The sequence below is a fragment of the Enterobacter cloacae complex sp. CDL013 genome (genome assembly GCF_049238805.1).
Classification (GTDB): Bacteria; Pseudomonadota; Gammaproteobacteria; order Enterobacterales; family Enterobacteriaceae; genus Enterobacter; species Enterobacter hormaechei_C.
Map to the genome: position 1 here is coordinate 272,832 of NZ_JBMKGT010000003.1, position 21,818 is coordinate 294,649.

A 21,818-nucleotide genomic window follows, 5' to 3' on the forward strand; every position below is an offset into this window, starting at 1 on the left:
CCTTAACTTTCACGCACTTTATTCAGATCAAACTTTAGACATCCGGGAACATCACGCTATTCCCCGGTGCTTCCCTGTGCAGATGGATAAAGTTCAGGTGCCGTTCATACTGGTCCAGAATGTCCGTAATCACCTGCTCCTTGCTGTAATCCATCAGATCATTCCCCTGGCTGCCTTCCAGCAGGAAGGTCTCCAGCCGGTAGTAGGTCGACTTCCCGCTGCGCGCCCGGTAGGTAAAGCCGGGTACCGAATACTGCTGCGGCCAGATCTGATAGACAAAGTTCTGCTCGTCGCCCATGTGCACCAGCAGATCCAGGTGCCCCAGATTTTCGCCCTCTTCCGGGGGCAGGTTTTTCAGCTCCACGTAGGCGCCACGCAGCTTCAGCTCCTGGGCCACCTCTTCCATCGCCGGGAAACAGACCGTCTCCATCATCTGTTTGGTGTAGCGCGTACCGGGGTAATTCATCAGGCGCGAGAGGCGTTTTTTCCAGCTCAGCCTGTCCTGCGCGCCCAGCGGACGCGGGGCGGTGTCGCGGCTGGCGCTGACGCGGCGGTAGTCTTCCACCTTAAGCGATTTATACAGCCCGGCCATCACGAAGAAGATCACGAAGCTGAACGGCAGGCCCATGATCACCGTGGTGTTCTGCAACGCCGAGATACCGTTGGTCATCAGCATGCCGAGCGTCAGCAGGCCGATGGCGACGGACCAGAAGATGCGCAGCCAGTTCGGCGCGTCGCTGTTAATGTCCTTGAGCTTCGAGGTGAAGTTCCCCAGCACCAGCGCGCCGGAGTCCGCCGAGGTGACGTAGAACAGCAGGCCGGTGATGGTCGCTACGGACGCGCTAAAGGTGAACGCCGGGTACTGCGCCAGCAGGCTGTAGAAGCCGCGCTCCGGGTGCGCCATCGCTTCCTGGGCAAAAGTCGCATTGCCGTGGATGATCTCGTGCAGCGCGCTGTTGCCGAAAATCGACAGCCACAGCAGGGTAAAGGTGAACGGGATGATCAGCGTGCCCATCACGAACTGACGGATGGTGCGCCCACGCGAAATACGCGCCAGGAACAGGCCGACAAACGGCGACCACGCCACCCACCACGCCCAGAAGAACAGCGTCCAGTTGTTCATCCACTCTGTCGGACGGTCAAAGGCGAAGCTGTTCAGCGTCATGCCCATAAAGCGGTTCACGTAATCACCCACGTTCAGTACCAAAGCATTGAGCAGGAACGAGGTGTCGCCCATAAACAGCACGAACAGGATCAGCCCCAGCGCCAGCGCGACGTTCAGTTCGGAGAGCACGCGAATCCCTTTATCCACGCCGGAGGTCACCGAGATGGTGGCGATAATCACCGACAGCGCAATCAGCGCCGCCTTCGCCGCCATCGAATCCGGGATGTCAAACAGCACGCTCAGCCCGTAGTTGAGCTGCACCACGCCAATTCCGAGCGTGGTGGCGATGCCGAAGATGGTGCCGATCACCGCCGCAATGTCGACGCTGTGGCCAATCGGACCGTTGATCTTTTTGCCGAAAATCGGGTACAGCGCGGAGCGGATGGTAAGGGGCAAATTATAACGATAGCTAAAGTATCCGAGCGCCATGCCCATCAGGGCGTACATCGACCAGCCCGTCAGGCCGTAGTGGAACAGCGTCCAGACCATCGCCTGGCGCGCGGCCTCCATCGTCTGCCCTGCCCCTTCCGGCGGCTGCATATATTGCGTGACCGGTTCCGCCACGGAGAAGAACATCAGGTCGATGCCGATGCCTGCGGCAAACAGCATTGCGGCCCAGCTCAGCAGGCTGAACTCGGGCTTGGACTGCTCTGGCCCGAGCTTTACCGAACCGAAGCGCGAGCAGGCAATGCAGACCACGAACACGATGTAAAGCGTCGCGGCCAGCAGATAGTACCAGCCGAAGGTCTTTGACACCCAGTCCAGAGTGCGCCCAATCCACTCGGCAGAAAAATCACGAAAGAAGATGGTCGTCAGGGAAAACAACAAAATCAGCCCGGCGGACGTATAAAAAACGACCGGGTTGATTTTGTCTTTTTCTCTGTCTTGTGAAAGGTCTGTCATCCAGTATCCCCACTGTTTTTGTAACTATTGAAATCCAAAATCGCAACAATTAAGACACATTTTATATTGAACGTCCAATCAAAAACCGCTTTAATAGATTACCAACGCTGATGAATGGAGTGGCAAAAATGCCCAAAGTGGGGATGCAGCCGATCCGGCGCAGGCAGCTAATCGATGCCACGCTGGAAGCAATTAATGAAGTGGGAATGCATGACGCAACCATCGCGCAGATCGCCCGTCGGGCGGGCGTATCCACGGGGATCATCAGCCACTATTTCAAAGATAAAAACGGTCTGCTGGAAGCGACCATGCGCGACATCACCGGTCAGCTGCGCGACGCGGTATTAAGCCGTTTACGCGCCCTGCCGGACGGCAGTGCAGAGCAGCGCTTGCAGGCGATTGTCGGCGGCAATTTTGATGAAACTCAGGTTAGCGGCGCGGCGATGAAGGCCTGGCTGGCCTTCTGGGCCAGCAGCATGCATCAGCCGATGCTCTACCGTTTGCAGCAGGTCAGCAGCCGTCGGTTGCTCTCAAACCTGGTGTACGAGTTCCGCCGCGAGCTGCCGCGTGAACAGGCTGAAGAGGCGGGCTACGGGCTCGCCGCACTGATTGACGGGCTGTGGCTGCGCGCTGCGCTCAGCGGCAAACCGCTGGATAAAACCCTGGCCCAGTCGCTTACCAGCCACTTTATCAGCCAGCATTTACCGACCGACTAACCGAGGAGAATTTATGTCCCGAATGGCAGAACAGCAGCTTTATATCAATGGTGGTTATACATCCGCCACCAGCGGTCGCACCTTCGAGACCATCAACCCGGCGAACGGTGAAGTTCTGGCGACCGTGCAGGCCGCCGGGCGCGAAGACGTGGACCGCGCCGTCGAAAGCGCAAAGCGCGGGCAAAAAATCTGGGCGGCGATGACCGCCATGGAGCGCTCGCGCATCCTGCGTCGCGCCGTCGATATCCTGCGCGAGCGTAACGACGAGCTGGCAACGCTGGAAACCCTCGACACCGGTAAAGCGTATTCCGAAACCTCGACCGTCGACATCGTCACCGGCGCGGACGTGCTGGAGTACTACGCGGGGCTGATCCCGGCGCTGGAGGGCAGCCAGATCCCGCTGCGCGACACCTCGTTCGTCTACACCCGCCGCGAGCCGCTGGGCGTGGTGGCGGGCATCGGCGCGTGGAACTACCCGATCCAGATCGCCCTGTGGAAATCCGCGCCGGCGCTGGCGGCGGGCAACGCAATGATCTTCAAGCCGAGCGAAGTGACACCGCTTACCGCCCTGAAGCTTGCTGAAATCTACACCGAAGCGGGCCTGCCGGACGGCGTGTTTAACGTCCTGCCGGGCGTAGGCGCGGAGACCGGCCAGTACCTGACCGAGCATCCGGGCATCGCGAAAGTCTCCTTTACCGGCGGCGTCGCCAGCGGCAAAAAGGTGATGGCCAACTCGGCGGCCTCGTCCCTGAAAGAGGTGACGATGGAGCTGGGCGGTAAATCCCCGCTGATAGTGTTTGACGATGCGGATCTGGATCTCGCGGCAGATATCGCCATGATGGCCAACTTCTTCAGCTCCGGCCAGGTGTGCACCAATGGCACCCGCGTGTTCGTGCCCGCGAAGTTCAAAGCCGCGTTTGAGCAAAAAATCGTTGAGCGCGTGGGCCGCATCCGCGCGGGCGATCTGTTCGATGAAGCTACCAACTTTGGTCCGATGGTCAGCTTCCCGCACCGGGACAGCGTGATGCGCTACATCGCCAAAGGCAAAGAGGAAGGCGCGCGCGTGCTGTGCGGCGGCGACGTGCTGAAGGGCGAAGGCTTCGATAACGGCGCGTGGGTGGCCCCAACCGTGTTCACCGACTGCACCGACGAGATGACCATCGTGCGCGAAGAGATCTTCGGCCCGGTGATGTCCATCCTCACCTATGAGTCCATTGAGGAAGCGATTCGCCGCGCCAACGACACCGACTACGGGCTGGCGGCAGGCATCGTCACGACCGACCTGAACCGCGCCCACGGCGCCATTCATCAGCTCGAAGCGGGCATCTGCTGGATCAACACCTGGGGCGAATCCGCCGCAGAGATGCCGGTGGGCGGCTACAAACACTCCGGCATTGGCCGTGAGAACGGCGTCATGACGCTTCAGAGTTACACCCAGGTGAAGTCCATCCAGGTTGAGATGGGTAAATTCCAGTCCATATTTTAACCGGGAGGTTTATTTGCAATTTGACTACATCATTATCGGGGCCGGCTCTGCCGGCAACGTACTGGCAACACGACTGACTGAAGATCCAAACACCACCGTCCTGCTGCTTGAGGCGGGCGGGCCGGACTACCGCTTTGACTTCCGCACCCAGATGCCTGCCGCGCTGGCCTTCCCGTTGCAGGGCAAGCGCTACAACTGGGCGTATGAAACCGAGCCAGAGCCTTACATGAACAACCGCCGCATGGAGTGCGGACGGGGTAAAGGGCTGGGCGGCTCGTCGCTGATCAACGGCATGTGCTACGTGCGCGGCAATGCAATGGATCTGGACAACTGGGCGAAAGAACCGGGTCTGGAGCACTGGAGCTATCTCAACTGCCTGCCCTACTACCGCAAGGCAGAGACCCGCGACGTGGGGCCGAACGACTACCACGGCGGCGACGGTCCGGTGAGCGTCACCACCTCTAAGCCGGGTGTGAACCCGCTGTTTGAAGCGATGGTGGAGGCAGGCGTGCAGGCGGGCTACCCGCGCACCGACGATCTCAACGGCTATCAGCAGGAAGGCTTTGGCCCGATGGATCGCACGGTCACGCCGCAGGGCCGACGCGCCAGCACCGCGCGCGGCTATCTGGATCAGGCCAAACCGCGCCCGAATCTGACCATCCGCACCCACGCCATGACCGATCACATTATCTTTGACGGCAAGCGCGCGGTGGGCGTCGAGTGGCTGGAAGGCGAAAGCACCATTCCGTCAAAAGCGACAGCGAAGAAAGAGGTACTGCTGTGCGCGGGCGCCATCGCGTCTCCGCAGATCCTCCAGCGCTCCGGCGTGGGCAACGCTGAACTGCTGAAGCAGTTTGATATCCCGCTGGTACATGATTTACCCGGGGTGGGTGAAAACTTGCAGGATCACCTGGAGATGTATCTTCAGTATGAATGTAAGGAGCCGGTCTCCCTCTACCCTGCCCTGCAATGGTGGAACCAGCCGAAGATTGGCGCGGAGTGGCTGTTTGGCGGCACGGGCGTGGGCGCGAGCAACCACTTCGAAGCAGGCGGGTTTATCCGCAGCCGCGAGGAGTTCGAGTGGCCGAACATTCAGTATCACTTCCTGCCGGTGGCGATTAACTACAACGGCTCGAACGCGGTGAAAGAGCATGGTTTTCAGTGCCACGTTGGCTCCATGCGCTCCCCGAGCCGCGGCCACGTGCGCATCAAGTCGCGCGATCCGCACCAGCATCCGGCGATCCTGTTCAACTACATGTCCCACGAGCAGGACTGGCAGGAGTTCCGCGACGCGATCCGCATCACCCGCGAGATCATGCATCAGCCGGCGCTGGACAAGTATCGCGGTCGTGAAATCAGCCCGGGCGTCGAATGCCAGACCGACGAACAGCTGGACGAGTTCGTGCGCAACCACGCCGAAACCGCCTTCCACCCGTGCGGTACCTGCAAGATGGGCTACGACGAAATGGCGGTGGTCGACGGCGAAGGCCGCGTTCACGGGCTGGAAGGGTTACGCGTAGTGGATGCGTCGATTATGCCGCAGATTATCACCGGCAACCTGAACGCCACCACCATCATGATTGGCGAAAAGATTGCCGACGCCATTCGCGGGCGCGAGCCGCTGGCGAAGAGCACGGCGGCTTATTATGTGGCGAACGGGGCGCCGGTTCGCCGCTGAGTGCGAACTTCTCCCCTCACCCTAACCCTCTCCCCAAAGGGGAGAGGGAACTTGAACACCCTCTCCCCAAAGGGGAGAGGGTTGGGGTGAGGGGTAAGGCTTTTACGTCCGAAATTCCTCTAACCGCCTGACCTGCCGCCCTTCCCCGTCAAAATTCTCCGCTGCCAGCCAGGCCCGCAGAGCCGCATCCTTTTCCGGCCATTCGCCGTCAATAATCGAAAGCATATCGCTGTCGCGGTTGCGTCCTTTGCGTACCAGCTTCTGGCGCAGCCGCCCTTCCCAGACAAACCCCAGACGCTCCGCCGCGTTGCGTGAGGCGATGTTCATCGAATCGCACTTCCACTCCAGCCGGCGATATTGATGCTCAAAGGCATTTTTCAGCAGCAGCCACACCGCTTCGGTACCCACGCGGGTGCCCTTCATTCTGCGCGACCAGGTGACGTGGCCGATCTCAACCGAGCCCTGGAAGCGTTCTATCGCCATATAGCTGACCAGCCCTACCGCCTTTTCGGTGCGCAGATCGATAACGGCAAAGGGCACCAGGTCGTCATCCAGCACCTTTCCCAGCACCCAGTGCGCAGTGGCCTCAACGCTCACAGGCTGGGTGCTGGCAAGCCACGTCCAGTCGCTGTCGTCACCCAGCGCATAGGCTTCAAACAAATCAGCCGAATGGCGGTCAGCATCCAGCGGCTCCAGGCGGCAATACTGGCCGGTGAGCAGAGTACGGGTTAACGCGCGGGCGCATTTCCAGTCTGGGACAATATCGTTAACGGTTTGACCATGTTGATTGATTTCGGGCACGGCGGTGACTCCCTGAAAGGTAAGGAGTTTGTTATAGCAGGTTAAAAAGCGAACGAAAAGAGAGGTGACTCATAACCAGACCGAATGCGTTATTCCCGGATGGCATAAGCAAAGCAGAATTTCGACTTTGAGGAAATCCTCAGCCAGCCTACCGTAACGGTGCATAAAACAATCACAATATATTTTCTTCAGGGATCGCTATGACTAAAAAACTGCTGCCGTTACTGGTGCTGGCTGCGCTCTCAAGCGCTGCTCACGCCGCTACCCCGCCCAACACGCTGGTTGTCGCCCAGGGTCTGGATGATATCGTGAGCCTTGACCCGGCCGAAGCCAACGAGCTTTCCAGCATCCAGACCGTGCCAAGCCTGTACCAGCGTCTGGTACAGCCGGACCGCGATAATCCGGAAAAAATCACGCCGGTTCTGGCAGAAAGCTGGGACGCGGACGCGGCAGCAAAAACCCTGACCATCAAGCTTAAACCCGATGCGAAATTCTCCTCCGGCAACCCGCTGCGCCCGGAAGACGTGATCTTCTCTTATACCCGCGCCGTGACGCTGAACAAATCCCCGGCGTTTATCCTCAACGTACTGGGCTGGGACGCCAGCAACATCGCCAGCCAGCTAAAGAAAGTGGACGACCATACCCTCACGCTTCACTGGACGGCCGACGTTAGCCCGTCGGTCGCGCTGAATATTCTCTCCACGCCGATTGCCTCCATCGTCGATGAAAAACAGGTTGCGGCGAACGTGAAGGATAACGACTTCGGCAACGCGTGGTTAAAAATGCACTCTGCGGGCAGCGGCGCGTTCAAAATGCGCGTTTACCAGCCGCATCAGGCCATCGTGCTGGAAGCCAACGAATCCGCGCCCGGCGGCGCGCCGAAGCTTAAAAGCATCATCATTAAAAACGTCCCCGATCCCGCTTCCCGCCGCCTGCTGATCCAGCAGGGTGATGCGGACGTGGCGCGCGATCTGGGTGCAGACCAGATAAGCGCCCTCAGCGGCAAGCCGGGCGTGAAGGTGCTTAGCATCCCTTCTGCCGAGCAAAACTATCTGGTGTTTAACACCGGCAACAGCGCTAACCCGCTGCTGAATAATCCAGCGTTCTGGGAAGCCTCGCGCTGGCTGGTGGATTATGAAGGCATCACCAAAGACCTGCTGAAAGGCCAGTATTTTGTTCATCAGAGCTTCCTGCCGGTCGGCCTGCCGGGCGCGCTGGAGGACAATCCGTTCACGTTTGACCCGGCAAAAGCAAAAGCGATCCTCGCCAAGGCGGGCATCAAAGACGCGCATTTCACGCTGGACGTGGAGAATAAACCACCGTTCATCACCATCGCGCAATCCATGCAGGCGAGCTTTGCTCAGGGTGGCGTGAAGGTGGATCTGCTGCCCGCTGCGGGTAGCCAGGTGTACGCCCGCGTGCGCGCTAAGCAGCATCAGGCGGCGATTCGTCTGTGGATCCCGGATTACTTCGATGCGCACTCCAACGCCAGCGCCTTCGCGTGGAACGACGGGAAGTCCAGCACCGTGGCCGGTCTGAACGGCTGGAAAATCCCGGAGCTGAACAAGGCCACGCAGGCGGCGGTTGCCGAGCCGGATCCGGCGAAACGTCTGGATCTGTATAAGAAGATGCAGGAACAGTTACAGCATAACTCGCCGTACGTGTTCGTTGACCAGGGCAAAACTCAGATCGTGGTGCGCGATAACGTGAAGGGGTATCAGCAGGGGCTGAACGCGGATATGGTCTGGTACGATCGCGTTATGAAGTAGCTTTTCCCCCCTCTCCCTCTCCCGTGGGAGAGGGGGTCGTTCGTGCATATTTTCAGGATAACGATTTTCCCATGCCACATCTTTCCACCCGCGTGCTTCAGGGTCTGCTGACTCTCCTGCTCACGCTGTTCGGGCTACTGCTGGTCACGTTTGCGCTCTCTGCCTTTTCCCCGGTCGATCGCGTATTGCAGATCGTCGGCGATCACGCCAGCCAGTCCACTTACGATCAGGTTCGCCAGCAGCTTGGGCTGGATCGGCCCCTGCCGGTGCAGTTCTGGCACTACCTGCAAAACCTCGCTCACGGGGATTTAGGCACCGCCAGCGCTACCGGTCAGCCGGTATTGCAGGACCTGCTGCACGCCTTTCCCGCCACGCTGGAACTGGCAACGCTGGCGCTAATTATCGGCACAGTACTCGGCGTAATTGCGGGTGTGCTGTGCGCCCGCTACGCCGGTTCGCCACTGGACTTAGCGATCAGAACGCTCACCCTGCTCGGCAATTCGGTGCCGATATTCTGGCTCGGCCTGCTGATGCTGGCTCTGTTCTACGCGAAACTACAGTGGAGCGCTGGCCCCGGCAGGCTGGACGACATCTGGCAATTCACCGTCGAGCCACGAACCGGATTTGCGCTGGTAGATACCTGGCTTTCCGGCGACCGCGAGGCGTTCCGCAACGCCATCAGCCACCTGGTGCTGCCGGTGCTGCTGCTGGCCTACTACTCGCTGGCAAGTATCACCCGCCTGACGCGCTCCGCCTGTCTGAGCGAGATGAACAAAGAGTACATATTGCTCGCCCGCGCCAAGGGCGCCGGAGAGATGACCATCCTGCTGCGTCACGTGCTGCCGAACATTCGCAGCACGCTGCTGACGGTGATTGCGCTGGCCTACACCAGCATGCTGGAGGGCGCGGTATTAACCGAAACCGTCTTCTCGTGGCCGGGCATCGGGCGCTACCTCACCACGGCCCTGTTCGCCGGTGACACCACCGCCGTGATGGGCGGCACGCTGCTGATTGGCGTCTGCTTTGTTCTGATCAATAACCTTACCGACCTGCTTGTGCGGGCGATCGATCCCAGGGTGCGCTAATGCCGTTTTATCTCTTCTTACGCCGCCTGCGCCGCTCCCCTGCCGCGTTTTGCGGGCTGATCGCCATCGCGCTGCTGGTGCTTATTGCTCTGTTCGCGCCGTGGCTTGCGCCGCAGGATCCCAACTGGCAGGACGCCGCCGCGCGTCTGCAACCGCCCAACGCGCAGCACTGGCTGGGTACTGACAGCTATGGGCGGGATCTGCTCTCCCGATTAATCTACGGCACCCGTCCGGCACTGGGGCTGGTGGCCTTAGTCACCGTTATTACCCTCCCAGCCGGTCTGCTGGTGGGGATTTTGTCAGGCTACTACGGCGGCTGGATGGAGCGCATCCTGATGCGCTTTTCCGACGTGGTGATGTCGATGCCGCGCCTGATCCTCGCCTTCGCGTTTGTGGCGATGCTCGGCCCGGGGCTGGTCAACGGCGCGCTGGCGCTGGCCTTAACGACCTGGCCTGCCTATGCGCGCCAGGCGCGCAGTGAAATCCAGCGTCTGCGCCACAGCGATTATCTGGCCGCCGCGGAGATGATGGGCATTCGCGGCCCGCGCCTGCTGGTCGGCCATATTCTGCCCCTGTGCCTGCCCTCCGCGATTGTGCGACTGGCGCTGGATCTGGCCGGGATTATTCTGGCCGCTGCCGGGCTGGGCTTCCTTGGTCTGGGCGCGCGTCCACCGATGGCGGAATGGGGCGCGATGATTGCCGACGGCATGCAGGTCATTTTTGACCAGTGGTGGATTGCCGCCATTCCAGGCGGGGCGATTCTGTTTGCCAGCCTGGCCTTTAACCTGCTGGGCGATGGCCTGCGCGACGTACTGGAGCCACAGCATGACTGAACACCGCGTCATCGTCGATGCGCTGAATATCGACTACCCCGCCGCGCGCGTGGTCAACAACCTGAGCTTTACGTTGGGCAAAGAGCGGCTGGCGCTGGTAGGAGAATCCGGCTCCGGCAAGTCCATGTCTGCCCGCGCCCTGATGGGGCTGGTGCGCAAGCCCGGCATCGTGAGCGCTAAGCGGCTTAACGTGCTTGGCAACGACCTGCTGACCCTGAACAGCCGCCGCTGGCAGGCGCTGCGCGGCAACGGCATAGCGATGGTTCTACAGGACCCGCGCTACGCGCTAAACCCGGTGAAAACCGTCTCCGCCCAGCTTGATGAGGCGCTGACCCTCCATCAGCGCCTGCCCCGCGCCGAACGACTGGCGCGCATTCACGATATCATCCGCGCCGTGGGGCTGAACGAGCACGTGCTCCAGCGCTATCCCGGCGAACTTTCCGGCGGCATGGGCCAGCGCGTGATGATCGCCATTGCGCTCGTCAACAACCCGCAGGTGCTGATCGCCGACGAACCGACTTCCGCGCTGGACGCACGCCTGCGCAACCAGATCCTGGAGCTGCTGGTACAGCAGTGCGAGGCGCGGCAGATGGCGATGCTGTTAATCAGCCACGACTTGCCGCTCGTCGCGGAACACTGCGACCGCGTGCTGGTGATGTATCAGGGTGAGAACGTTGATGAAATGGCGGCGAGCCAGTTGCCGCAGGCAACCCATCCCTACACGCGCACGCTCTGGACCTGCCGCCCGAACGCCGGGACGTTTGGCAAGATGCTGCCGACGCTCGACCGTTCGCAACCGTGGAAGGAGGACGACAATGGCACTCGTTGAGGTTAACCAGCTCCGGGTGAGTTTTGGTGAAAAAACGGCGGTTTCCGCCGCCAGTTTTGCCATCGAAAAAGGTGAAACCTTCAGCCTGATCGGTGAATCCGGCTGCGGCAAATCGACTCTTCTGCGCGTGCTGGCGGGGCTGCTGCCCGAGTGGAATGGCCACATTTCCGTCCTCGGGGAAAATTTACGGCCAGGACGACGTTTTGAAGGCGCGCTTCGCCGCAACGTGCAGATGGTGTTCCAGGATCCGTGGGCGTCTTTGCACCCGAACCACACCATTGCCCGCACCCTGTCGGAGCCGTTAAACATCCACGGCGAAAGCCAGGTTGCCGAAAAAGTGGCGGATGCGCTGCAACAGGTGGGGCTGGCTGCCGACGCGGGCAGGCGTTACCCGCATCAGCTTTCCGGCGGACAGCGTCAGCGCGTGGCCATTGCCCGCGCGCTGCTGCTGCGCCCGCAGCTTCTGCTGCTGGATGAACCGACCTCGGCGCTGGATATGTCGGTACAGGCGGAGATTCTGAACCTGCTCAACCGCCTGAAGGCGCAGCACGGCATGACCTACCTGCTGGTGAGCCACGATGCGGACGTGATTGCGCATATGTCCGACCGGGCGGCATTTATGGCGCACGGGGAGATCCAGCGGGTATTTGACCGTGAAGCAATGTTGCGGGGCGAGCACAGGATGGGGTAAACCGTGCGGCGGCGAGTGCCGCACGCATTTTGTAGGCCGGGTAAGGCGTAACCGCCACCCGGCAAAACGTTACTTCAGCAGCTTCACCGTGGCATCGATGTCGATCTCATCTTCAGTGAAGATCAGCGTCGTGTTCTGGAAGGTAGTGATCGCCAGCTTCTTCACCGTGCGCATTTCGCCCGGCTTTTTCTCGGTTTTTGGTTTGATGCTGTTCATCAGCAGCCCCACCGACAGCACCGCGTTCTCTTTGTCGATTTTAGTATCAACGGGCTCTTCTTCGCTGAACACCACGAAGGATTTAATTGAGGTAAGCTTCACGCGCTCGCCTGCAATATAGAGGTGCTTACTTTCGGGGATCACCTTCACCGCATACGCGGAAAGGCCTTTGCTGTTGGTGGTTGGCTCGAAGGTCACCGCCGCATCTTTCTTAATCAGATCAGGGTTGGCGACCTTAATCACATGAAAGTAGCGGTTGTCGCCGTTTTCATCTTTGATAAATCCAAAGCCTTTATCTTTAAACCACGTTGTGATTGTACCGTTCATCGCTGTTACCGCCTGTCAGATCTCAAGACTAAAGTTTTGCAGCGCGCAGTGTAATGCACAATGGCTGACGAGACAAAAAAAAGCCCCTGCACGGGAGCAGGGGAAAGTTCATGTCAGAGCTTTTTAGTATTGTGTATTTAGTTGAACACCATCCCACCATCAATCAGCAGCGACTGACCGGTCATGTAGTCGGAATCCGGCCCGGCGAGGTAAGAGACGCAGGCGGCCACGTCTTCCGGCTCGGACAAACGGCCAAGCGTGATGCGTTTGGCAAAGGTTTCCGTCCCGTAGCCAAGCGGTTTACCCGCCGCCTCGGAGACCTGACGGTCGATTTCCGCCCACATCGGCGTTTTGACGATGCCCGGGCAATAGGCGTTAACGGTGATCCCCAGCGGCGCGAGATCCCGCGCGGCGGTCTGGGTTAAGCCACGCACCGCGAACTTGCTGGAGCTATAGACCGCCAGTTCCGGGTTGCCGGTATGGCCCGCCTGGGAGCAGGCGTTGATGATTTTGCCGCCGTGCCCCTCTTTGCGGAAGGCGTCAATTGCGGCCTGAATGCCCCAGATCACCCCTTTCACGTTGATGTTGTAGACCTTGTCGACAATCTCCGGCGTGATGGATTCGATCGGCGTGGACGGCGCCACCCCGGCGTTATTGACGATGACGTTAAAACCGCCCAGCGCAGTGCGGGCTTTTTCCACCGCCGCGAACACCTGCTCGCGGTCAGAGACGTCCACCTTCACGGCGACGGCCTTCCCGCCGTTGCGGGTGATCTCATCCGCGACCGCTTTCGCCGTCTCTTCGTTATAATCCGCAATAGCAACGGCAAAACCATCCTTCACCAGGCGAAGCGCGATCGCTTTGCCAATCCCCTGGCCGGAGCCGGTTACGAGAGCCACTTTTTGCATTTCTCTGTCCTTATATTGATTCACAAAATCTGGCTGAGATGGAGCTGGCCCATCAGCAGCGGGTTATCGCTGTAGTCGACGGGAATGGCCACCACGGCCGGGCCATCGACATCCATTGCCGCACGCAGCGTCGGTTCGAGCGCATCGGCGCTCTCGACGGCAAAGCCTTTCGCACCGAACGCGTCGGCATAGGCTTTGAAATCGACCGGGCCGAACTCCACGCCGGAGAGACGCTGATATTTTTTCTCCTCCTGGATGGCCACCATGTTGTAGGCGTTATCCACCCAGATGATGTGCAGAATATTGGCGTTGAGGCGTACGGCGGTTTCCAGCTCCATGCTCGACTGCAAAAAGCCGCCGTCCCCGGAGACCGACACCACCTTGCGCCCCGGGTTGACCAGCCACGCGCCAATCGCCCACGGCAGCGCCACGCCCATGGTCTGCTGACCGTTGGAGATCATCACCTGACGCGCGCGGAAGCTGTAGAGGTAGCGGGCGATCCAGATGTGGAAGCTGCCCATGTCGACGGTGAGCGTCACGTCGTTGTTCACGATGTCCTGCATGGCGCGCACGATGCGCAGCGGATGCAGGGCAAACTGGTTAAGCGATGCGCCGCGACGGTCGAGGAGGTCCCGCTGATGCTGGCGATCGACAAGAATTTCCGAGGCGCGCTGGCTGAGTTCAAGCTTGTGCTCGATTCGGCTGGCAAGCAGATTCAGCGTGGCGGCAATATCCCCAACCAGTTCCAGATCGGGAACATACTTGCGCTCCTCATAGGCGGGCAGCACGTCAATGTGCACCAGGGTGGCGTCACCGCTGTTCCACATGGACGGCTCGTATTCCACCGGGCTGTAACCGATACAGATGATCAGATCCGCCAGATGCAGGAGCCGATCGCCCGCCTGGTTGTTAAACAGACCGACGCGTCCGGCGAAGCGGGTGAAGTGTTCCTGATTCACCGCCCCGGCGGCCTGGTAGGTGCTGGTGACCGGAATACGGCTTTTCTCCAGCAGCTTGCGCAGCGCGGCGCTGTTGGCGGGCTGGCTGGCCATCAGGCCGAGTAAGATGACCGGGTTTTTGGCCTTTTCAATAAGCTTCGCCACGTCGTTAATGGCGGATTCCGGTGCTGGCCCCATCAGCGCGGGACCGCTGGCGGGCAAAATCGCCCCCGTGGTGGGCTGGTCGACAATATCCTGCGGCAGGCTGACAAACGCCCCGCCCGGCCTGCCCTGCTCGGCAGCGCGAAACGCGTTCGACACCACCTCGGCAATCGCGTCAGGCGAATTGACCTCCACGGCGTATTTGGTCACCGGGCTGAACATGGCGACGGTATCCATGCTCTGGTGCACCAGCTTCGCTTTATCTGCCCGCTTCACCGCCCCACCCAGCGCGACCACCGGGTCACCTTCGCTGTTGGCGGTGGCGATGCCGGTTATCAGGTTGGAGCAGCCCGGCCCGGAGGTGACCAGCGCGACTCCGGCCTTGCCGGTTAGCCGCCCTACCGCTGCCGCCATAAACGCCGCGTTCGCCTCGTGACGCACCGGGATAATCTCGATGGAGGAGTCCAGCAGGGAGTCAAAGACCTTGTCGATTTTTGCGCCCGGTATGCCGAACACCTGCTTCACACCCTGCGCTTCCAGCTGGCCGACAACCATATCGGCGCCGTGCGCCCACTGACGTGACTGTTTTTCACTGTTCACGGTAGTTCTCCTGTTAGTTTTCGACGGCGCGGATAGCCGCATCAAGGTTGCTGGGGTGCAGGTTGGCCTGTAAAAACGCGCTGTCGGCGGGCAGGTCAATCATCAGCTTGTGGATTTCGCCGAAGGTGAGCACGCCGTTCTCCAGCTGATAGTCGAGCAGATGGCCGCCGCCCTGTCGGTCGTCGGTGATGAAGTGTTCGTGATAGCCCGCCACGTTTATCCCCTGCATATGCTGCGGGGTACGGAACCCGACCAGCACGCCCTCGCGCTGGTTAAAGCGGAACACCGGCTGGTCATCCAGCACGTTGGTCATCGCCCGGTACGGCGGCGTCTGGCGCGGTACGGTGCGGGTGTGCGCGTGGCGGAAATTGCCGTCGATGCGCAGCGCGCAGAACAGGTTATCGGAGGGGATTTGCTGGTCGATCACGTCGTGGATCTGCTGACGGCTGACCGGCCCGTCGAAGGTTTTGCGGTACTGCGGCTGGAACCAGGTCATCACCGCGAACGGCGTTTTTTGCTCCGGCTTCGCGGCGCGGGCGCTGCCGTCGGCGCGCAGCTGGTACACCTGGCTGCTGAAGGCAATCATTTCACCGTCCAGCTCGTTAAAGGTACCGAGACCAAAATCGCCGTGCGCCAGCAGGTCGGCGATGGTGGTCTCCCCTTCGTAGACGCCGCTTAGCAGGGCGCTCATTAGCGATGTCTGATAGATCACGCTGTCAGGATGCTGAGCCGAGAACCCGCGCAGGGTCTCGCATAAGCTCGCCTCACAGTCGCATGCAGATGAATGCATCATCATGCCCGTCCTCTTCAACTTTATTTATAAAGGTTAAATAAATGTTGACCCGATTCAGCAGAGAGTTCCAATATAGAATCCATGCTGGTTTGAGACGTTTTTGATATGGAACTTCGTTATCTGCGCTATTTTGTCGCGGTAGCACGCGAGCGACACTTCACCAGGGCGGCCAAAGCGCTGGGTATTTCACAGCCTCCTCTGAGTCAGCAGATCAAACGGCTCGAAGAGGAAGTGGGCACGCCGCTGTTCAGGCGCCTGACGCGGGGCGTGGAGCTGACCGAGGCGGGAGAAGCCTTCTATGAGGACGCCTGTAAGATCCTGGCGCTGAGCGACGCCGCGCTGGAGAAAGCCCGGGGCATCGCGCGCGGGCTGAACGGCAGCCTGTCGATTGGCATCACCAGTTCAGATGCTTTTCATCCCAAAATCTTCGCCCTGATTCGCCAGTTTCAGGTGCAGAACATGGCGGTGCAGGTTCACCAGGTGGAAGCCAATATGTCGTCGCTGACGACGATGCTGGCGGAGGGTGAGCTGGATATCGCCTTTGTGCGCCTGCCGTGCGAGAGCAGTAAGGTGTTCGAGCTAAAAATCCTCGACCGGGAGCCGATGGTGGTGGCGCTGCATCGCGATCATCCCCTGGCAGCGTGTGGCGATCTGGCGCTGGAGGAGCTGCGGGATACGCCGGTGGTGCTGTTTCCCCAGGAGGTCGCGCCGGGGCTGTATGACCGCGTTTACGGCAGCTGCGAGCGGGCCGGGATCGATATGCAACACACGCTGCAATCTTCACAACTTTCCTCTTCCCTGAGCATGGTCTCCGCGGGCGGCGGGTTCGCGCTGGTGCCGAAATCCATGGCCGCTATTTCGCCGCCGAATGTCACCTACCATGCGCTGCGCTCGCCAGAGCTTTATACCGATATCGCACTCTGCTGGCGGCGATTTGAGCGTTCGCGGACGGTGAAGCGGTTTCTGGCGATGATGAGCGAGGGGTAGCTACGGTGTGGCTGTGCCCGGCGGCGCTGCGCTTGCGCGGGCCTACGGTTCGTGTCGCTGTTGGGGCTTTGGATTTTGTAGGCCTGGTCAGGCGTAGCCGCCAACCGGCAATGCCGTTCTGGAAGCCGCCTCGCAAACCTGCAAGCAACCTTATGTAATTCAGGGGTATCCCCTTTCCTTCCTTTTTTCGCCGCCGTAAAGTGCCTGCGTTGCGGCACATCCGTAACCGGGCGTAGGAACCCGTTAAACATGACACGGCAATTATTTTTGTCGCGACAGCGCTCATCCCGTTAAAATACGGTCGCGCTGGCGGAGCAACCGAAAGGTTGGCCGCTTTGTCATGTGCGGTATTCCTACCTCCGTCAGCGCTACCACCCATGAGCGTAGGAACTTATGTGGTGGTCTGGAGTATGTTTAAAAAGGAAAATCACATGACAACTATCCCTTCCCTGTCTTACGCGCTTTCTGAGGAAAGTGCTGTTCATCATCTTCTCCTCCTGCAACTGCCTGAGTCTGCGGATCTCTTTGAACTGGCTGACGCCTGCACTGCGTATGTGAGCGTGCTGGTTGAAACGGACGACACAGTGACATTCGCCACGCTTTGCGAGCGACTGCTGGCTGCGCTGAAGCGGCTGCGCGAGTGCTGTGACTCAGAACTTCCGCCGTATTTGGTTGAACGGCTCATTGCGGGGGAAAAGATCGCCTCCTGCGTGCCGGAATGCTGGCAAGAAACGGCGCTACAGGTGGATTACGCCGTGGCGTTAACGCTGGCGGTGATGGGCGGGACGTTGCCTGCGAGCGTGGCGAAAGAACTCACCGGGCTGTTGCATGATATGGTGTGGCTGTTGGCGGAGTTTGTGAAAGAGCCTTATATCCAGGCGCACTGAGGCGGGTGATGGGAGGCCGGGGTTCTGCGGGGTAAGAAGCAGGATTTCGGCCTTTCGCAAAAAAATAATGTGGTTTTTGAATGTCTGTTAAGAGCGAGTAGCGGGCATTCATTGATACCTAACGCTTGATTTTTGACTAACACTCAGAGCCTAAGAAAAATGTGATATACCTTTTAATAATCTTATTATTTAAAAGGATTAATTGTCGAATCAAGACAAATGTGATTAAATAATATAAATTAAAACAGTCACGGCAACATCTAACTTTCATGCGTTGTTTAAATAGGGGATGGAATTAATGCATCTTGTTACTAGGTCTTATTTCGATACGTTTTGCAGGGCCTTTGCTGCACCGTATCAAGAAACCAAAAACTTTGAAGCATTTGTAAATTACTGTGCTTTTTCTAAACATTCCGGTGATAAAGTGGAGGCTAGCGATCTTGTCTATGATGGTCCCGATCCGGGCATAGATGGAGCATTACTTTTTTTTAGATGATAGAGCTATATTTTCAACTCAAGAATTACAAGAGATTTTTGAGAATTCACGACGAGAATTTCATGTTTCAATAGTTCTCACTCAAGCTAAGACATCAGAGAAATGGGATAAAAAAGAAATTGATTCTTACGTGTCATCAATCTGTGATTTTCTTTCATCAGCACCTCAGCAACCACATAGTGAATATCTCGCAGACTTTAAGGAAATGTTCAACTTAATTTTTGCCAATATTGGAAGAATTAAAAATGGGCTTCCTGATCTATACTCTTATTTTTTTAGCGCTGCGCCAGATACACAAGCAAAAGAAATTAAGGCTGCATTTAGAACAGGCGAGAGAACTTTAAAAGCTCTCGGGTATTTTCATGAGACCTCTTTGATTATGGCTCATAGGGATTTCATACATGAATTGTGGTTAGCAGCTGATGGCCCGATTGAAGCAAAGCTACCTACAATCGGCTATGCACCTTTCCCTGCGGCACCAAATATAAATAACGCATATGTTGCCACTGTAAAAGCGAGAAGTTTTATCGATTCTATTTTAAAAGATAAAAATGGTTCTCCAAGGAAAAAACTTTTTGAGGAAAATGTTAGAGATTTTCTTGGTGTAGACGGCGATGTTAACTCTGAAATATCAGACACACTTGAAAATCATGGTAAAAAAGCAAGATTTGGTTTAATGAACAATGGTATTACCATAGTTGCTTCTAGTGTTAGACCTGCTGGGCAGGAAATATTCATACGTGATTTTCAGATAGTCAATGGCTGCCAAACATCTAACGTACTTATAGCTAAAGATGCTCAAGTTGACGACTCTGTAAGTTTAATGATTAAATTAATTGAAACAGAAGAGCCAACTATCCTTGATGACATTGTACGCGCAACAAATAAGCAATCCAAAGTAGAGGACGCTCAATTTATTTCAACCTTGCAAACTCTTAGAGAACTCGAGCAATATTTTAATGCTAAGGGTGCCATAGAAGGAAATAGAATTTATTTTGAACGTCGAAAAGGGCAGTATAGCTCTGAAAATATAGCACCTGTGCGTATTTTTGATGTAAGAGAAGTGGCTAGAGGATATGCCGCAATTGTAATGATGAGACCAGACCTCTCCAGTCGCTATCCTAATAGACTAACTGGCGATTTACTTAATGAAGTTTTCTCGGTCGGTGCTAATGAGGATGATTATTATATATCTTGTTTTTGTCTTTATAGATTGAAAGCACTTATTTCAAACAAAAGATTTGATGGTAAGTATTCAAAGTTACGTTGGCATATTCTTACCGCTGCTTCTAAATATTGCAGTAAGCATTACAAATCATGGAAGTGTAAAAGTAAAAACGAAGCACTGCATAATTTATTCTCAACAAATGATGGCGAATGGTTCGATAAATTGGATAACTTAGTAAAAACAGCCATAGCGGATCCAGATATCTCCCGTGATTTATTAAAATCGCAACCTCTTACATCTACTATACTTAAAAATGTTGACAATGTTCCAGAATAAAATATAGAGACTTATTGTTATTTATAATTAATGTTGGTTCAACCATAACATTTTTCAAACCAAACCAATGCTTTCCTATAAAAGGCACACTCATTAATTCATAAAATTCAGTCCGCTTCTGGTACGAAGCGGACATTTTTTACAGTTACCTCATACAGTATTCGTACTTATTAAATGATCCCCGTCATCGCGAGCATATGAGAACTGCACTCCATCCGTGTTTCCACATTGTCAACACACCAACTACCACTTATAATGTTTCCAGCATGAAAACATGGGGGCAAGGATGCATGTAGTCCCAAGAGCACCTTTCGACGCGGCCACCAGACATTTTCCCAACCAATCACTCGCCCTGGACGATCTTTACCGGGTACTAAAAAAGGAACACTACCCCTCACCAGACGAGCTGCGAAAGCGCTTTCCTAGCCTGGACCGGATGAAATACCGGGAAAAATGGTGGGTCATTGATGTGGGTGGCGGGCATTTAAGAGTGATGTTTTTTGCTGATTTTGAGCGTGGAAAGATCTTCATCAAACACATCAGCACTCACGCAGACTATGACAAGCTCACGGACTATTACCGGAGAACGAAAGAATGAATTATGCAGCAGCCATCAAAGCGGCAAACGCTCTGACAAACGAACTCCCTTTCCTGGGTTCAAGCCCGTCGCGGCAAGACTACGAGGATGCGCTGGCGCTGGTGGAGTATCTTATCGAGCACGACCCGGATAACCCGCTGGTAGAGATGCTTACTGCCAAAATCGATAAGTACGAAAACGAGTCCCCGGAGTTTGCAGAATTTAACGCGCGTATTGCCAGTATTCCGTCAGGCGTTGCGTTACTGCGAACGCTGATGGATCAGTACCAACTCACTCAGAGTGATTTTGAGAACGAGATTGGTAAGAAGTCTCTGGTGAGTCGGATCCTGAACGGACAGCGCACGTTAACGCTGGATCATATGCGCGCGCTGGCGAAGCGTTTTGGTTTGCCGGTGAGTGCGTTTGTAGGGAACTGATGCGAGGTTTTCACCCAGACCAATTCCCCAGACGTTAATACCACTATCTCACTCACCCCGGCCCCTCGCTCCCCGCCGCCAGCAGCGGCGCCACCACATCACTGACGGGCACCGCAATCCCGTGCCTGCGGCCATAGCGCTGGATCACGCCGTTGCGGATGTCCCACTCCATCGGACGATCCGCCTGACGGTCGGCAAGAATCGACGTGCCCAAATCCACTGGCGCGCGCTGAAAGTTCGCCAGAATCTCCTCCGCCACCGCATCGTCCAGCTTCGCCCCTTCGGCGCGGGCGACGGTCAGCCCCTCGCGCAGGTAGGCCAGCGCCAGCTCGCTGATATCCTCGCGCCTGAACATCCCGGCGCGGCGATTGGCCAGCACCATCAGCCCGGCGACCGCGTTTTGCAGCAGCTTGCGCCAGGCGACGGTGGGGAAATCTTCCGAGAGCTCAACCGCGCAGCGCGTATCACGAAGCGCTTCGACCACCCGCTGCGCCTGCGGCACGTCCGGCAGCGTCAGGCGCGGTTTGGCGCGCAGCCAGACGGAGGCATCCGGCTCGCGCTGGGCAGGGAACCAGACCACCGAGGGCAGTACCGTTGCGCCATTAACCAAAGGCGCAAGCTGGGCTTTCTGCTCCACGCCGTTTTGCAGCGCGCAGACCACGGTGTTTTCATCGCACAGGGCACGCAGCCACCCGGCGCTGTCGGCATTTTGTGTCGTTTTGACCGCCAAAAAAACGAGGTCAACGGGGCGCGTAATGACGCTGGGATCGGTGAGTACCGGACCGGGCACCACAGTTTCACCCTCATCATGACGCAGGCGCAGTTCCGGATGCGCGGTGCGACCACACAGCAGCGGCGTGCGGCCCGCTTCATGCAGCACCGCGGCGATGGTGGTCCCAATCGCACCGGGTCCTGTCAGCGCAATGGTTGGATAGTCAGACATGGGTCACTCCCCTTTTGCTAAGCCTGCTATCAGTTATACCACCCTGAAAAGAGCGCGCCACGCCCATTGTCTATACTCAACTCATAA

At 57.5% G+C, this 21,818-nt stretch carries 20 protein-coding genes; 13 read left to right on the top strand and 7 right to left on the bottom strand.

Features of this window, described 5'->3' with window-relative positions:
- Nucleotides 1–34: 34 nt before the first annotated feature.
- A complete protein-coding gene (gene betT / locus ACOTXD_RS07055) occupies nt 35–2,068 on the bottom strand; it encodes a choline BCCT transporter BetT (protein WP_003858825.1) in 2,034 nt (677 codons plus the stop codon).
- A gap of 128 nt (nt 2,069–2,196) precedes the next feature.
- On the opposite strand from betT, the gene betI reads away from it, so the two are divergent.
- From betI to betA, 3 genes are read left to right on the top strand one after another with little or no spacing between them, the layout of a single operon-like run.
- A complete protein-coding gene (gene betI, locus ACOTXD_RS07060) occupies nt 2,197–2,784 on the top strand; it encodes a transcriptional regulator BetI (RefSeq protein WP_003858827.1) in 588 nt (195 codons plus the stop codon).
- 13 nt (nt 2,785–2,797) lie between these two features.
- Entirely contained in the window at nt 2,798–4,270 is a 1,473-nt protein-coding gene (gene betB, locus ACOTXD_RS07065) for a betaine-aldehyde dehydrogenase (protein ID WP_022650555.1), read from the top strand.
- A 13-nt stretch (nt 4,271–4,283) separates the two neighbouring features.
- A complete protein-coding gene (gene betA / locus ACOTXD_RS07070; protein WP_003858831.1) occupies nt 4,284–5,948 on the top strand; it encodes a choline dehydrogenase in 1,665 nt (554 codons plus the stop codon).
- A gap of 102 nt (nt 5,949–6,050) precedes the next feature.
- On the opposite strand, the gene ACOTXD_RS07075 is transcribed toward betA, so the two are convergent.
- A complete protein-coding gene (locus tag ACOTXD_RS07075; RefSeq protein WP_003858833.1) occupies nt 6,051–6,749 on the bottom strand; it encodes a GNAT family N-acetyltransferase in 699 nt (232 codons plus the stop codon).
- A gap of 200 nt (nt 6,750–6,949) precedes the next feature.
- Here ACOTXD_RS07075 and ACOTXD_RS07080 point away from each other — a divergent pair, with 200 nt between their 5' ends.
- The 5 genes from ACOTXD_RS07080 to ACOTXD_RS07100 all read left to right on the top strand — a co-directional run bounded on the left by ACOTXD_RS07080 (nt 6,950) and on the right by ACOTXD_RS07100 (nt 11,956).
- Nucleotides 6,950–8,518 carry an ABC transporter substrate-binding protein gene (locus ACOTXD_RS07080; protein ID WP_061855919.1) on the top strand — a complete coding sequence of 523 codons (1,569 nt, stop codon included), beginning with the start codon at nt 6,950–6,952 and terminating at the stop codon, nt 8,516–8,518.
- A gap of 71 nt (nt 8,519–8,589) precedes the next feature.
- Nucleotides 8,590–9,603 carry an ABC transporter permease gene (locus ACOTXD_RS07085; protein WP_061855920.1) on the top strand — a complete coding sequence of 338 codons (1,014 nt, stop codon included), beginning with the start codon at nt 8,590–8,592 and terminating at the stop codon, nt 9,601–9,603.
- Nucleotides 9,603–10,436: an ABC transporter permease gene (locus tag ACOTXD_RS07090; RefSeq protein WP_023324282.1), complete on the top strand. Its 834-nt coding sequence runs from the start codon at nt 9,603–9,605 to the stop codon at nt 10,434–10,436. Before ACOTXD_RS07085 ends, ACOTXD_RS07090 begins: the two co-directional genes overlap by 1 nt.
- Nucleotides 10,429–11,265 (top strand): ABC transporter ATP-binding protein, encoded by an 837-nt coding sequence (locus tag ACOTXD_RS07095; protein WP_023315580.1) that lies wholly within the window; start codon nt 10,429–10,431, stop codon nt 11,263–11,265. Before ACOTXD_RS07090 ends, ACOTXD_RS07095 begins: the two co-directional genes overlap by 8 nt.
- Entirely contained in the window at nt 11,252–11,956 is a 705-nt protein-coding gene (locus ACOTXD_RS07100) for an ABC transporter ATP-binding protein (protein WP_045332421.1), read from the top strand. The genes ACOTXD_RS07095 and ACOTXD_RS07100 overlap by 14 nt, the downstream gene beginning before the upstream one ends.
- Before the next feature lie 69 nt (nt 11,957–12,025).
- On the opposite strand, the gene ACOTXD_RS07105 is transcribed toward ACOTXD_RS07100, so the two are convergent.
- The 4 genes from ACOTXD_RS07105 to budA all read right to left on the bottom strand — a co-directional run bounded on the left by ACOTXD_RS07105 (nt 12,026) and on the right by budA (nt 15,900).
- On the bottom strand, nt 12,026–12,499 hold the full coding sequence (locus tag ACOTXD_RS07105) for a cold-shock protein (protein WP_032608799.1): 474 nt from the start codon (nt 12,497–12,499) through the stop codon (nt 12,026–12,028).
- 137 nt (nt 12,500–12,636) lie between these two features.
- Entirely contained in the window at nt 12,637–13,407 is a 771-nt protein-coding gene (locus ACOTXD_RS07110) for a (S)-acetoin forming diacetyl reductase (protein WP_003858846.1), read from the bottom strand.
- 20 nt (nt 13,408–13,427) lie between these two features.
- Nucleotides 13,428–15,107 carry an acetolactate synthase AlsS gene (alsS, locus tag ACOTXD_RS07115; protein ID WP_023324279.1) on the bottom strand — a complete coding sequence of 560 codons (1,680 nt, stop codon included), beginning with the start codon at nt 15,105–15,107 and terminating at the stop codon, nt 13,428–13,430.
- Between the two features lie 13 nt (nt 15,108–15,120).
- The gene (gene budA, locus ACOTXD_RS07120) at nt 15,121–15,900 is read right to left on the bottom strand and encodes an acetolactate decarboxylase (protein WP_126501149.1); all 780 of its coding nucleotides are present in this window, start codon (nt 15,898–15,900) and stop codon (nt 15,121–15,123) included.
- A gap of 105 nt (nt 15,901–16,005) precedes the next feature.
- Here budA and ACOTXD_RS07125 point away from each other — a divergent pair, with 105 nt between their 5' ends.
- From ACOTXD_RS07125 to ACOTXD_RS07145, 5 genes are all read left to right on the top strand, one after another.
- Nucleotides 16,006–16,887, top strand: coding sequence for a LysR family transcriptional regulator (locus ACOTXD_RS07125; RefSeq protein WP_022650550.1), 882 nt, complete (start codon nt 16,006–16,008; stop codon nt 16,885–16,887).
- A 431-nt stretch (nt 16,888–17,318) separates the two neighbouring features.
- Nucleotides 17,319–17,774, top strand: coding sequence for a hypothetical protein (locus ACOTXD_RS07130; RefSeq protein WP_061855922.1), 456 nt, complete (start codon nt 17,319–17,321; stop codon nt 17,772–17,774).
- Between the two features lie 470 nt (nt 17,775–18,244).
- Nucleotides 18,245–19,774, top strand: coding sequence for an AIPR family protein (locus tag ACOTXD_RS07135; protein WP_241237769.1), 1,530 nt, complete (start codon nt 18,245–18,247; stop codon nt 19,772–19,774).
- 286 nt (nt 19,775–20,060) lie between these two features.
- Nucleotides 20,061–20,372 carry a type II toxin-antitoxin system HigB family toxin gene (locus ACOTXD_RS07140; RefSeq protein ID WP_061855923.1) on the top strand — a complete coding sequence of 104 codons (312 nt, stop codon included), beginning with the start codon at nt 20,061–20,063 and terminating at the stop codon, nt 20,370–20,372.
- Nucleotides 20,369–20,788, top strand: a complete 420-nt coding sequence (locus ACOTXD_RS07145; protein WP_022650546.1) for a helix-turn-helix domain-containing protein — start codon at nt 20,369–20,371, stop codon at nt 20,786–20,788. The genes ACOTXD_RS07140 and ACOTXD_RS07145 overlap by 4 nt, the downstream gene beginning before the upstream one ends.
- Nucleotides 20,789–20,840: 52 nt before the next feature.
- On the opposite strand, the gene ACOTXD_RS07150 is transcribed toward ACOTXD_RS07145, so the two are convergent.
- The gene (locus ACOTXD_RS07150) at nt 20,841–21,731 is read right to left on the bottom strand and encodes an oxidoreductase (protein ID WP_061855924.1); all 891 of its coding nucleotides are present in this window, start codon (nt 21,729–21,731) and stop codon (nt 20,841–20,843) included.
- Between the last annotated feature and the right edge of the window lie 87 nt (nt 21,732–21,818).